Origin of the sequence: uncultured Aquincola sp. (assembly GCF_964001545.1) — a bacterium.
Taxonomy (GTDB): Bacteria; Pseudomonadota; Gammaproteobacteria; order Burkholderiales; family Burkholderiaceae_C; genus Aquincola.
The window spans coordinates 1-12377 of the sequence record NZ_CAXFDV010000836.1; the positions used below are offsets into that span (position 1 = coordinate 1).

15 protein-coding genes are annotated in these 12377 nt (G+C 68.5%); 11 read left to right on the forward strand and 4 right to left on the reverse strand.

Translation table 11 applies throughout. The annotated features are described in order from the left end of the window. Positions 1–201: 201 nt before the first annotated feature. Together ABNT58_RS28870 and ABNT58_RS28875 are read right to left on the reverse strand one after the other, a co-directional pair. Entirely contained in the window at positions 202–639 is a 438-nt protein-coding gene (locus ABNT58_RS28870; protein WP_348756789.1) for a type II toxin-antitoxin system VapC family toxin, read from the reverse strand. Then, the gene (locus ABNT58_RS28875) at positions 626–913 is read right to left on the reverse strand and encodes an AbrB/MazE/SpoVT family DNA-binding domain-containing protein (protein ID WP_348756790.1); all 288 of its coding nucleotides are present in this window, start codon (positions 911–913) and stop codon (positions 626–628) included. The genes ABNT58_RS28870 and ABNT58_RS28875 overlap by 14 nt, the downstream gene beginning before the upstream one ends. A 99-nt stretch (positions 914–1012) precedes the next feature. Here ABNT58_RS28875 and ABNT58_RS28880 point away from each other — a divergent pair, with 99 nt between their 5' ends. Next, positions 1013–1294 (forward strand): type II toxin-antitoxin system Phd/YefM family antitoxin, encoded by a 282-nt coding sequence (locus ABNT58_RS28880; protein ID WP_348756791.1) that lies wholly within the window; start codon positions 1013–1015, stop codon positions 1292–1294. Positions 1295–1348: 54 nt separating this feature from the next. On the opposite strand, the gene ABNT58_RS28885 is transcribed toward ABNT58_RS28880, so the two are convergent. Further along, positions 1349–1846: a GNAT family N-acetyltransferase gene (locus ABNT58_RS28885; RefSeq protein ID WP_348756792.1), complete on the reverse strand. Its 498-nt coding sequence runs from the start codon at positions 1844–1846 to the stop codon at positions 1349–1351. 502 nt (positions 1847–2348) lie between these two features. On the opposite strand from ABNT58_RS28885, the gene ABNT58_RS28890 reads away from it, so the two are divergent. From ABNT58_RS28890 to ABNT58_RS28930, 9 genes are all read left to right on the forward strand, one after another. Continuing rightward, positions 2349–4664: a cation-translocating P-type ATPase gene (locus ABNT58_RS28890; protein ID WP_348756793.1), complete on the forward strand. Its 2316-nt coding sequence runs from the start codon at positions 2349–2351 to the stop codon at positions 4662–4664. A 4-nt stretch (positions 4665–4668) separates the two neighbouring features. Next, the gene (gene ccoS / locus ABNT58_RS28895) at positions 4669–4845 is read left to right on the forward strand and encodes a cbb3-type cytochrome oxidase assembly protein CcoS (RefSeq protein ID WP_348756794.1); all 177 of its coding nucleotides are present in this window, start codon (positions 4669–4671) and stop codon (positions 4843–4845) included. Positions 4846–4921: 76 nt separating this feature from the next. Next, entirely contained in the window at positions 4922–6361 is a 1440-nt protein-coding gene (ccoN, locus tag ABNT58_RS28900; protein WP_348756795.1) for a cytochrome-c oxidase, cbb3-type subunit I, read from the forward strand. A gap of 11 nt (positions 6362–6372) precedes the next feature. Beyond that, the gene (gene ccoO, locus ABNT58_RS28905) at positions 6373–6993 is read left to right on the forward strand and encodes a cytochrome-c oxidase, cbb3-type subunit II (RefSeq protein ID WP_348756796.1); all 621 of its coding nucleotides are present in this window, start codon (positions 6373–6375) and stop codon (positions 6991–6993) included. Between the two features lie 14 nt (positions 6994–7007). Beyond that, complete coding sequence (locus ABNT58_RS28910) at positions 7008–7169, forward strand: cbb3-type cytochrome c oxidase subunit 3 (RefSeq protein ID WP_348756797.1); 162 nt, start codon at positions 7008–7010, stop codon at positions 7167–7169. Further along, positions 7166–8086, forward strand: a complete 921-nt coding sequence (ccoP, locus tag ABNT58_RS28915) for a cytochrome-c oxidase, cbb3-type subunit III (protein ID WP_348756798.1) — start codon at positions 7166–7168, stop codon at positions 8084–8086. Before ABNT58_RS28910 ends, ccoP begins: the two co-directional genes overlap by 4 nt. Before the next feature lie 86 nt (positions 8087–8172). Next, positions 8173–9555: a cytochrome c oxidase accessory protein CcoG gene (gene ccoG / locus ABNT58_RS28920; protein WP_348756803.1), complete on the forward strand. Its 1383-nt coding sequence runs from the start codon at positions 8173–8175 to the stop codon at positions 9553–9555. A gap of 26 nt (positions 9556–9581) precedes the next feature. Next, positions 9582–9830, forward strand: a complete 249-nt coding sequence (locus ABNT58_RS28925) for a nitrogen fixation protein FixH (RefSeq protein WP_348756799.1) — start codon at positions 9582–9584, stop codon at positions 9828–9830. Further along, positions 9827–10072 carry a hypothetical protein gene (locus tag ABNT58_RS28930; protein WP_348756800.1) on the forward strand — a complete coding sequence of 82 codons (246 nt, stop codon included), beginning with the start codon at positions 9827–9829 and terminating at the stop codon, positions 10070–10072. Before ABNT58_RS28925 ends, ABNT58_RS28930 begins: the two co-directional genes overlap by 4 nt. On the opposite strand, the gene fnr is transcribed toward ABNT58_RS28930, so the two are convergent. After that, positions 10053–10793: a fumarate/nitrate reduction transcriptional regulator Fnr gene (gene fnr / locus ABNT58_RS28935; protein WP_348756801.1), complete on the reverse strand. Its 741-nt coding sequence runs from the start codon at positions 10791–10793 to the stop codon at positions 10053–10055. The genes ABNT58_RS28930 and fnr overlap by 20 nt on opposite strands. 110 nt (positions 10794–10903) lie before the next feature. Between fnr and hemN the strand changes: the two genes are divergently transcribed. Further along, positions 10904–12313, forward strand: a complete 1410-nt coding sequence (gene hemN, locus ABNT58_RS28940; protein ID WP_348756802.1) for an oxygen-independent coproporphyrinogen III oxidase — start codon at positions 10904–10906, stop codon at positions 12311–12313. Positions 12314–12377 lie beyond the last annotated feature (64 nt).

Sequence of the window (12377 nt, forward strand, 5' to 3'; positions counted from 1 at the left end):
ATCCAGGACACCCGCCAGAAGCTGGGCATCTACACCCGCGTGGGCCTGCTGGGTGCGGGCTCGGAAGGCAGCATTCCGTTGCTGACTTCGGGTGGGGATGAGCCGCAGGCGTAAGCGCCAGCCGCTTTGCTGGGTGACGGGGGCCGCAGCATGCGGCCCTTTTTTTGTTCTTTCGGCGCCGAGGGGCTCAGGCGCAGCCGCTCAAGGTGCGATCACTTGCAGCTTGGCGAAGTAGCTCTTGTAGGGCCTGGGATCTCGCGTCAGCACCGAGAGGTTGGACACGGCCGCGTGCGCCCCGATGAAGAAGTCGGGCAATGGCTTGTGCCTGGACCCGCCTCGACGCCGGTACATCGCGTAGGCGGCAGCGGCCAGCGACGCAGCGGCCCACGGCAGGGGTGAGCGCAGCGCTTCATAGATGTCGAGCATCGCGTCCAGAGCGCGGACGTCCGGCCCTGGGATCAGCAGTTCTGCGTAAATGACCAGGTTGACGTGCAGCGGACTTCGCTCGCTGCACACCTGCAACTGCTCTATCGCCCAGTCATGCCAGGGACTGGCCTCGTCGATGCAGTCCACCCAGACGTTGGTGTCGACGAGCACACCCGCCGAACCGTCGTAGCTGGCCAGGCTAGCGAGCGCCACGGCGACCTGCGCCCTTGGTCGGTTCCTCGCCGCGAATGAAGCTCATGATCTCGTCAGCCCCCAACTGTTTGAACTCGGGGCTCAGGCTTCCGCGCACCCGAGCCGCCGCGGCCTTGAGCTTCGCGCGCCGGTCTTCCTTGATGCTCGTGCCGACGGGCGTGATGACGATCCTGCCGCCTTCCAGGCTGAAAGTGACTTCGCTGCCAGGTGCAACGCCAGCCGCCACACGGATGTGCTTGGGAATGGTGACTTGTCCCTTGTCGGTAACCAGCATGGCACCCTCGCGGTAAGAATCTGAAGTAGGAATTTTACGGCAATGGGCACTCGAGCACTTGGGTTTGACAAGCATCACCGCCGCTTGCAGATTCGACAGATGACCCGATCGAAGGAGGCAGCCATGACGAATTGGCCGGTTCAGGATGCAAGGGCGCGCTTCAGCCAGCTGTTGGACGCCTGCCTGTCGGATGGTCCCCAGATGGTCACCCGCCGGGGCGCGGAAGCTGCGGTGCTGGTGCCCGTTGAGGAGTGGCGCCGCCTGCAATCCACCGCGCGACCTTCGCTGAAGCTGTTGCTGCTGTCGGACGAGGCGCGCCATCAAGTGGTGCTGCCGGCGCGGGGGCGAGCCAAGCGGCGCAAGCTGGCGCCCGTACCGTGAAGCACGTGTACCTGTTCGGCACGAAGGTCGTGTCCGGACTGCGACTCAATGGCGCTACCGCGCCCCACAGCCGACCGTGAACTGCTGGACGACACCTCGCCACCCACCTTGCGTGACCTGCAGCTCGGTGTACTGGCAGCCCACGACCGCGGCAACGGTGCGCCGCCAGAACGCTTGAGCCTGGTGGTTGTCCGACATTTGCCCGACCTCCCAGGGCCCGGGATGACAAGCAAACACGTGCTGCGCCAAGGCGAGGCCGGCGCCACTGCGCCTGTAGCGCTTGAGGATGAAGAACTGTTCCATCCAGTGGCCGTCTTGCCGAGTGACGGCAGCAGGCGCCACCAAGGCGAACCCGACATACTGAGAATCTGAGAGCGCCACATGCGCGTGAAAGCGGTCTCCACGCCGGTGGCGTTCCAGGTTGTAGCCGTATCTGGCTTGAGCATCAGCGTTCTGCGGCCAGATGTCGGACAGCTCGTACTGGTAAAGCTCCAGCATCTGCGCAAGTGCGGCGAAGTCGTGTGACTGGGCCTTTCGAAGCTGGAGCGGCATGGATGAGGTCACCTGACAAAGCTGCACCTGCGTCGAAAACTTCGCATTGGCAACGCGAGCATGGCAATGAGAGCCCGCATCGCAACATGCTGTATCGATGACGCCAGCCCTGTCAACGCGCGCAGCGCGAGCCGCGCAGCGAAGCACCACCCTGGCCCTTTGCGCAGGGCCGTGCGGGCGGGTCTGGGGGCGCATGTGGAGCGCCGAGCAACGCAGGGTGGGTGGCGGCGCGCGCAGCGCGCTTCGTGAACTGATTTCCGGCCGACTGTCCGAGTCGCAGTGCGCGCCAGCGCACGGAGGCGAGTTGGGCCGGAGCCACCCACCCGAGTAGCGCAGGGCAGTCCGCGCTTTGCGCGGACCGCGAAAGCTAAGCCCCCGGGCCCGCCCGCACGGCCCGGAGCAAACCGGCCCAACCCACCCAGGGTGTTCCCCCGCAGACGGAAAACACCCCCGCTTGACCTACGTCATGGCACACAACCACCCCACCCCCTAGATTCCCCCCATGACCGAAGCCGCCCTGGCTGCGGCGCCGGTGCGCGCTGCGGCGCCGCCCCTTGCCCTGCTCGACGATCCGCTGGAACTGCGGGGCTTCACCTCCTTCAGCGCCGACGCCGCCGGCCGGCAGGTGGCCGAATCGTCGCTGGCGCTGGGCGGGCTGCACTGCGGCAGCTGCGCCGGCCTCATCGAGCAGGCACTGCGCAACGTGCCCGGTGTGCTGTCGGCCAGCGTCAACGCCGCCGCGCAGCGCGCGACCGTGCGCTGGGACACCGGCCGCACCCGCGCTTCCGACCTGGTGGGGGCGGTGCAGCGCGCCGGCTACACCGCGGCGCCCGACACTGCGGCCGGTGCCCGCGCGCAGCGCCAGGCCGAGCGGCGCAGCGCCACCTGGCGCCTGTTCGTCGCGGCCTTCTGCTCGATGCAGATCATGATGATGGCCGCACCTGCCTACTTCGCCGGCCCCGGCGAGCTGGCGCCCGACCTCAAGCAACTGCTCGACTGGGCCAGCTGGCTGCTCACGCTGCCGGTTCTGTGGTTCTCGGCCCGGCCGTTCTTCTCGGGCGCCTGGCGCGCGCTGCGCCAGGGCCGCATCGGCATGGACCTGCCGGTGTCCATCGGCGTGGCGGTGGCCTTCGTCGCCAGCAGCGGTGCGGCCTTCCAGCCTGGCGGCGTGTTCGGGCACGAGGTGTACTTCGACTCCATCGCCATGTTCATCAGCTTTCTGCTGGGCGGGCGCTGGCTGGAGATGGCGGCCCGCCACCGCGCGGCCGAGCAGCTGGAAACCACGCTGGGCCAGCTGCCCGCCAGCGTGCTGCGCGTGCGCGCCGATGGCAGCACCGAGACCGTCAGCGCCCAGCGCGTGGCGCCGGGCGACGTGCTGCGGGTGCCGGCCGGCCAGGCCTTTGCGGCCGATGGCGTGCTCACCCGCGGCAGCACCCAGGCCGACGAGGCGCTGCTCAGCGGTGAATCGCGCCCGGTGCCCAAGCAGCCCGGCGATGCGGTGGTGGCCGGCAGCCTGAACCTGCAGGCGCCGGTGGAAATGCAGGTGCAGCGGGTGGGCGCCGACACCCGGCACGAGGCCATCGTGGCGCTGATGCGCCAGGCCTTGTCGCAACGGCCCACGCTGGCGCGCGCGGCCGACCGCTGGGCCGGGCCTTTCCTGGGCGTGGTGCTGCTGCTGGCGGCCGGCGCTCCACTGGCCTGGTGGTTCATCGAGCCCGAACGCGCGGTGTGGGTGGCGGTGTCGGTGCTCATCGTCACCTGCCCTTGCGCGCTGTCGCTGGCCGCGCCTTCGGCCGTGCTGGCGGCCACCGGCGCGCTGGCCCGCCGCGGCGTGCTGATGCGCCGGCTGGATGCGCTGGAAACCCTGGCCGGCGTGCAGCAGCTCTTCGTCGACAAGACCGGCACGCTGACCGAAGGCCAGCTGCGCTGCAGCGCGGTGCACTGGCTGCCGGCGGCCAGCGGCGTGGGTCCGGCAGACGCGCTGCAGCAGCGCGCCGCCTCGCTGGCCGGCTGGTCCAGCCATCCGCTGGCGCGGGCGCTGGCGGCCGATGCCCAGGCCGGGCAGGCCGTGGCCTTCGATTGGCAAGCCATCGAGGAACAACCCGGCCGCGGCCTGCAAGCCCGCGACGAACAAGGCCGCACCTGGCGCCTGGGCTCGCAGGCCTTCGTCTGCGCGGCCGAGCCAGGCCCGGTGGCCGGCAGCAGCCGCGCGCCCGCAGGCCCGCAGGTGTGGCTGGGCTGCGAAGGCAGCGCCCTCGCCTGCTTCGTGCTGGCCGAGCAGCTGCGCCCCGGCACCGCCGAGGCGGTGCGCCAGCTGCAGGCCGAGGGCGTGCGCCTCACGCTGCTGTCGGGCGATTCGCCCGAGCGTGCTGCGGCGCTGGCCGCGCGTCTGAAGCTCGATGGCGCCCACGGCGGCCTGCAGCCGCAGGACAAGCTGACGCTGCTGCGCCAGGCCCAGCAACGCGGCCAGCGCGTGGCCATGCTGGGCGACGGCATCAACGATGCGCCGGTGCTGGCGCAGGCCGACGTGTCCTTGGCCATGGGCGAAGGTGCGCTGGTCACCCGCAGCCATGCCGATGCGGTGGTGGTGTCCAACCGCCTGGCCGACGTGGCCGATGCCAGGCGGCTGTCGCAGCGCATGCTGCGCGTGGTGCGGCAGAACATGGCGTGGGCCGCGGCGTACAACGCCGCCTGCGTGCCGCTGGCGCTGGCCGGGCTGCTGCCACCCTGGGCATCGGGCCTGGGCATGGCCATCAGCTCGCTGGTGGTCATCGGCAATTCGCTGCGGCTGGCCCGCCACTCGTCTAGACAAGTGTGAGCCCATGGACATCCTGTACCTGCTGATCCCGCTGTCGGCCTTGCTGGTGCTGGGCATCATGGGTGCGTTCGCCTGGGCCTTGTTCGGCGGCCAGTTCGACGACCTGCAGCGCGCGGGCGAAGACATCCTGCAAGAAGGCGTGGAAGCTCCCGTCAGTTCCCACGGAGCAGGCCCCGCTTGATCCGCATCAAGGCCGGCTGAAGGCCTTTTCCAAACAATCCGAGTGTCCTCTCACAAGCTCGGAAAGGAGGCGGCCGATGGCTGCCAATCCAGTCTCAAACAACACGGTGGCCTACACCGACGACGCCGTGCGCGGCTTTGCGCTTGCAGCGGTGCTGTGGGGTGTGGTGGGCATGGCGGTGGGCGTGTTCATCGCCGCCCAGCTCACCTGGCCTGAACTCAACTTCGGCATTCCGTGGCTCAGCTACGGCCGGCTGCGTCCGCTGCACACCAATGCGGTGATCTTCGCCTTCGGCGGCTGTGCGTTGTTTGCCACCAGCTACCACGTGGTGCAGCGCACCTGCCAGACGCCGCTGTTCCTGCCCTGGCTGGCCAAGCTCACCTTCTGGGGCTGGCAGCTGGTCATCCTGGCTGCGGCCATCTCGCTGCCCATGGGCTACACCCAGGGCAAGGAATACGCCGAGCTGGAGTGGCCGATCGACATCCTGATCGCCGTGGTCTGGGTGGCCTACGCCGTGGTGTTCTTCGGCACCATCGGCATCCGCAAGGTGCGCCACATCTACGTGGCCAACTGGTTCTTCGGGGCCTTCATCATCGCGGTGGCGCTGCTGCACATCGTCAACAGCGCGGCGCTGCCGGCCGGCATGATGAAGAGCTACTCGGCCTACGCCGGCGTGCAGGACGCGATGGTGCAGTGGTGGTACGGCCATAACGCGGTGGGCTTCTTCCTGACCGCGGGCTTCCTGGGGATGATGTACTACTACATCCCCAAGCAGGCCGAACGCCCGGTGTACAGCTATCGCCTGTCCATCGTGCACTTCTGGGCGCTGATCTTCACCTACATGTGGGCGGGCCCGCACCACCTGCACTACACCGCGCTGCCCGACTGGGCGCAAAGCGTGGGCATGGTGTTCTCGCTGGTGCTGCTGGCGCCCAGCTGGGGCGGCATGATCAACGGCGTGATGACGCTCAGCGGTGCCTGGCACAAGCTGCGTGACGACCCCATCCTCAAGTTCCTGATCGTGGCGCTGTCGTTCTATGGCATGTCCACCTTCGAGGGCCCGATGATGTCCATCAAGACGGTCAACGCGCTGTCGCACTACACCGACTGGACCATCGGCCACGTGCACTCCGGCGCGCTGGGCTGGGTGGGGCTGATCTCCATGGGCTCGCTGTACCACCTGATCCCGCGGTTGTATGGCCGCCGCCAGATGCACAGCGTGGCCGCCATCGAGGTGCACTTCTGGATCGCCACGCTGGGCATCGTGCTGTACATCGCCGCGATGTGGATCGCCGGCGTGATGCAGGGCCTGATGTGGCGCGCGGTCAATCCCGACGGCACCCTGGTCTACACCTTCGTCGAAAGCGTCAAGGCCACCTTCCCGTTCTACGTGGTGCGCCTGGTGGGCGGCCTGCTGTACCTCGCCGGCATGGGCGTGATGGCCTGGAACGTGGTGATGACCGTGCGCAGCGGCGAACGCGCCGTGGCCTACGCACCGCAACTCGTCCGCGCCTGAGGAGCAACACCATGAGCCATGACACACAAGCGCGCGGCCACCAGCGCATCGAAACCAGCAACTTCCTGATGATCGTGCTGATCCTGCTGACGGTGGCCGTCGGCGGCATGGTCGAGATCGTGCCGCTGTTCTTCCAGCGCAGCACCACGCAGCCGGCCGAGGGCCTGAAGCCCTACACCGCGCTGCAGCTGGCCGGGCGCGACATCTACACCCGCGAGGGTTGCTACAACTGCCACTCGCAGATGATCCGCCCGCTGCTGGCCGAGACGCTGCGCTACGGCCCGCCCAGCCAGGCCGGCGAGTTCGTGTACGACCACCCCTTCCAATGGGGCAGCAAGCGCACCGGCCCCGACCTGGCACGCGTGGGCACCAAGTACAGCGACGAGTGGCACCGCGTGCACCTGAACAACCCGCGCGACCTGGTGCCCGAATCGAACATGCCGGCCTACCCCTGGCTGGAACGCACCGCGGTGGACGCCGCTTCGCTGCCCACCCACCTGAAGACGCTGCGCACCCTGGGCGTGCCCTACACCGACGAAGACATCGCCGGGGCCGCCGAGTCCGTCAAGGGCCGCACCGAGCTGGACGCCCTGGTGGCGTACCTGCAGGTGATGGGCACGCACGTCAAGTAATCGCAAGGCACATCATGGACATCAATGTTCTTCGCAGCGCCGTGACGCTGTGCAGCCTGGTCCTCTTCCTGGCGCTGGCCGTGTGGGTGTGGCTGCCCAGCCGCCGCCGCGCGCTGGACGAGGCCGCGCTGCTGCCCTTCAATGAAGAGTTGCACACCGAAGGGAGCGGCTCATGAGCGACTTCATCCACAACGGCTGGTCGATCTACGTCGCCGCCGTCACCATCATCGGTCTGGTGGCCTGCCTGGCCCTGCTCTTCATCGCCGCACGCCGCCGCGTGATGGCCGATGACAACACCACCGGCCACGTGTGGGACGAAGACCTGGTGGAGCTGAACAACCCGCTGCCGCGCTGGTGGATGTGGCTGTTCGTCATCACCGTGGCCTTTGCCGCCATCTACCTGGTGAGCTACCCGGGCCTGGGCAGCAGCCAGGGCACGCTGGGCTGGTCGAGTGCCGGGCAGCTGCAGGCCGAAAAGACCAAGGCCCACGAAGCCGCGGCCCCGGTGTATGCCGCCTTCAACGGCAAGCCGGCCGAAGACCTGGCACGCGACCCCAAGGCCATGGCCATTGGCGAGCGCCTGTTCGCCAACAACTGCGCGGCCTGCCACGGTGCCGACGCACGCGGCAGCAAGGGCTTTCCGAACCTGACCGACCACGACTGGCTGTGGGGCGGCACGCCCGAGCGCATCGTCGAGACCATCACCAACGGCCGCCAGGGCATGATGCCGCCGATGGCCGCTGCGGTGGGCAGCTCGACCGACGTGCACAACGTGGCGCAGTACGTGCTGAGCCTGTCGGGCTCGCCGCACGACCCCATCGCCGCCCACCTGGGCCGCGAGAAGTTCACCGCCTGCGCGGCCTGCCATGGCGCCAAGGGCCAGGGCAACCAGGCGCTGGGTGCGCCCAACCTCAGCGACAAGATCTGGCTGCACGGCTACGGTGAAGCCGCCATCACCGCGATGGTGAACAACGGCAAGACCAACGTGATGCCGGCCCATGGCCAGCGCCTGAGCCCCGAGCAGATCAACGTGCTGGCAGCCTATGTGTGGAGCCTGTCGCAGGGCTCGCCGGTGGCCAAGGCCGCCCCCTAAAGCTCCGCATGCCTGCCTCACCGATTCAGCCTGCCGGCGCCGCCGGCACCACCCCTGCGGCGGCCAAGCCCGCCCGCGTGGTGTGGATGTACGAAAGCCACAAGAAGGTTTATCCGCGGTCGGTCAAGGGCTGGTTCGCGACGTGGCGCTGGGTGCTGGTGTGGTTCACGCAACTGCTGTTCTACGGCCTGCCCTGGCTGAGCTGGAACGGCCGGCCGGCGGTGCTGTTCGACCTGGGCGCGCGGCGCTTCTACCTGTTCGACCTGATCCTGTATCCGCAGGACTTCATCTACCTCACCGGGCTGCTGATCCTCAGCGCGTACGGCCTCTTCTTCTTCACCGCGGTGGGCGGCCGGCTGTGGTGCGGTTATGCCTGCCCGCAGACGGTGTACACCGAGATCTTCCTGTGGGTGGAGCACAGGTTCGAAGGTGAACGCGGTGCCCGCATGAAGCTGGACGCCGGCCCCTGGACGCTGGAAAAGCTCTGGCGCAAGGGCGGCAAGCATGCGGCCTGGCTCACCATCGCGCTGTGGACGGGCTTCACCTTCGTCGGCTACTTCACGCCCATCCGCACGCTGTGGGCCGAGGCCTTCACGCTCAGCTTCGGGCCCTGGGAATGGTTCTGGGTGCTGTTCTATGGCTTTGCCACCTACGGCAATGCCGGCTTCATGCGCGAGCAGGTGTGCAAGTACATGTGCCCCTATGCGCGCTTCCAGAGCGCGATGTTCGACCATGACACGCTGATCGTCAGCTACGACCAGCAGCGTGGCGAGCCGCGCGGCAAGCGTGGCCGCGATGCCGACAAGGCCAAGCTGGGCGTGGGCGACTGCATCGACTGCGGCCTGTGCGTGCAGGTGTGCCCCACCGGCATCGACATCCGCAACGGCCTGCAGTACGAGTGCATCGCCTGCACCGCCTGCATCGACGCCTGCAACGGCGTGATGGACAAGATGCACTACCCGCGCGGCCTCATCCGCTACGCCACGCAGAACGCGATGGCGCTGGACCCGCAGCAGCCGGCCCGCCTGCTGCGCCGCATCGTGCGGCCGCGGGTGCTGGTGTATGGCGCGGTGCTGGTGCTCATCTCGGCGGCCTTCGTCTTCAGCCTCACGCAGCGCTCGCCGCTCAAGGTGGACGTGGTGCGCGACCGGGCCTCGCTGGCCCGCATCGTCGAAGATGGCCGCATCGAGAACGTCTACCGGCTGCAGCTGATGAATGCCAGCAGCGAGCCGCAGACCTACCGGCTCGACCTGGCCGGCCTGCCCGGCGCGGTGCTGGCCGAGCATGGCCCGCTGGCGCTGGGCCCGGCCGAGGCACGCTGGTTCGTGCTGCAGGTGCAGCTGCCGCCGGAGGCGGCGCAAGGCCTGGGCAGCGGTGCCCATCCGGTGCAGTTCCGCGTGGTGAGCGAGGCCGGCAGCAGCCACCCGGCCGACATCACCGAGAAGTCCACTTTCATCGTGCCGCGCTGACCCCACGCCCGGCCCAGGAGTACGCCATGAACCGACAAGACAACCGACCCGCCTTGCCCTGGTGGCGCGTGCCCACCGCCTGGCTGGTGATGGGCGGCCCCGCCACCGTGGTGGTGGCCGGCCTGGCCACCGCCTTCATCGCGGTGCGCGGCGCCGACCCGGAAGTGAGCACCGTGCGCATCCCGCGGGCGGTGACCTCGCTCAAGGCCGAGCGGCCTCAGCCCGCGGCGGCCCCGCAGATGCCGCAGTCCGGCACCGGCGGAGCGCGGCCGTGAGCTTCACGCTGCGGGCGCTGCTGATCGCCTGGCCAGCCTTCGTGATGGCGGGCGTGCTGGAGATGCTGGTGTTCGCGGTGGTCGACCCGGCCTCGCTCACCTGGTTCGGCCATGAGCCGATCGGCTGGAGCAACAACGCGGTCTACAGCGTCACGTTCCTGATCTTCTGGGCGGCGATGGCGACGGCAGGCGCCATCACCCAGTTGCTGGCCGAGCCCTTGATCAGCAGTTCGGCCCGTTGACCAGCTTGCGCAGACCTTCCTGGTCGGCGATGCGGATATGGCGCTGCTTGACTTCCAGCAGGCCGTCTTCCTGGAACTTGGAGAAGGTGCGGCTGACGGTCTCGAGCTTCAGGCCCAGGTAGCTGCCGATCTCTTCGCGCGTCATGCGCAGCACCAGGGCCGAAGCCGAGAAGCCGCGCGACTGCAGCCGCTGCGTCAGGTTGACCAGAAAGGCGGCCAGCCGCTCTTCGGCCCGCATGCTGCCCAGCAGCAGCATCACGCCGTGGTCACGCACGATCTCGCGGCTCATGATCTTGTGGAACTGGCGCTGCAGGTCGGTGAACTCGCGCGACAGGCCTTCCAGGTCGCCGAAGGGAATGACGCAGACCTGCGAATCCTCCAGCGCCACCGCGTCGCAGCTGTGGCGGTCGGTGCTGATGCCGTCCAGGCCCAGCAGCTCGCCGGCCATCTGAAAGCCCGTGACCTGGTCGCGCCCGTCTTCCGACGACACGCAGGTCTTGAAGAAGCCGGTGCGCACCGCGAACAGCGAGTGGAACGGATCGCCCGCCCGGAACAGCGCAGCACCCCGCGGCACCGAGCGCCGCGCATCGACCAGCGTGTCCAGGCGCTCCAGGTCGGGCTGGGACAGGCCCAGCGGCAGGCACAGCTCGCGCAGGTTGCAACTGGAGCAGGCCACCTTCAGTGGCTCGATACGGATGGTGGTGGTGTGGGGGCTGTTCACTGCTTAGCCAATCGGTTTGAGCAAGGTCAACGATTGTTGCGCTGCCATCCTTGCATGGACTTGCGCCACATCAAGCACCGCGGTGCCAGGCTCCGGCAGAGTTGCGTGTGATGAACGCGATACTTACCCCGCTGCGCACCGCCCCGCTGAACACCGAACTGCTGCGGCGGTTCGACGTGCCCGGCCCGCGCTACACGTCCTATCCTACGGCGGATCGCTTTATCGAAGCTTTCGGGCCCGACGAGCATGCCGATGCGCTGCACCTGCGCAGCGAAGCCAGCGTCGGCGGCGGCCAGCCGCTGTCCCTGTACGTGCACGTGCCCTTCTGCGAATCGGTGTGTTACTACTGCGCCTGCAACAAGGTCATCACCCGCCGGCATGAGCGCTCAGGCCCCTTCCTGAACGCGCTGGCCACCGAGGTGGCGCTGCATGCGCAGGCCCTGGGGCGTGGCCAGCCGGTGTCGCAGGTGCACCTGGGCGGCGGCTCGCCCACCTTCATGTCCGACGACGAGCTGGCCTCCCTGCTGGATCTGCTGCGCAGCCAGTTCCGCATCGTGCCCGGCGCCGAGCTGTCCATCGAGGTGGACCCGCGCACCGTGGATGCGCAGCGCCTGGCCGCCATCCGCGCCATGGGCTTCAACCGGCTGAGCCTGGGCGTGCAGGACTTCGATACCAAGGTGCAGCAAGCGGTGCACCGGGTGCAGCCGCTCGAAAGCGTGGCTGCGCTGATGAAACAGGCGCGCGCGCTGAAGTACGACTCGATCAACGTCGACCTGATCTACGGTCTGCCGCGGCAGACGCAGCTGAGCGTGGCCACCACCATCGCCCAGGTCATCGAGCTGCAGCCCGACCGCATCGCGCTGTATGCCTACGCCCACCTGCCGCAGCGCTTCAAGCCGCAGCGGCGCATCCATGCCGCCGACCTGCCGGCCGCGGCCGACCGGGTGCAGATGCTGGAAGGCTCGGTGGCGCAGTTCCTGGACGCGGGCTACGTGTACATCGGCATGGACCACTTCGCCCGCCCCACCGACCCGCTGGCCGTGGCCAAGCGGCAGGGCCGGCTGCACCGCAACTTCCAGGGCTACAGCACCCAGCCCGACTGCGACCTGATCGGCCTCGGGCCCTCGGCCATCAGCCGCATCGGCGCCACCTACAGCCAGAACGCGAAGGACCTGCAGGCCTGGACCGATGCGCTGGAGCAAGGGCGCTTCGCGGTGGAACGGGGCCTGGCGCTGACGCGCGACGACCTGCTGCGCCGCGCGGTGATCATGGCGCTGATGTGCCAGGGCCGGCTGGAGTTCGAGTCCATCGAGCTGGCCCACCTGGTGAAGGTGCCGCAGTACTTTGCCGAAGAACTGCGCCGGCTGCAGCCGTTGGCCGAAGCCGGCCTGCTGGAGTTGGGCGACGACGCCATCACCATCACGCCCGCCGGCTGGTACGTGGTGCGCGCCATCGCGATGGTGTTCGATCGCCACCTGCAATCCGACCGCCAGCGTGAGCGGTTCTCGCGGGTGATCTGATGGCCACCGGCGCCTTGCTGGCCGGTGCGCTGGCGCTGGGCCTGGCCAGCTCGCCACACTGCGG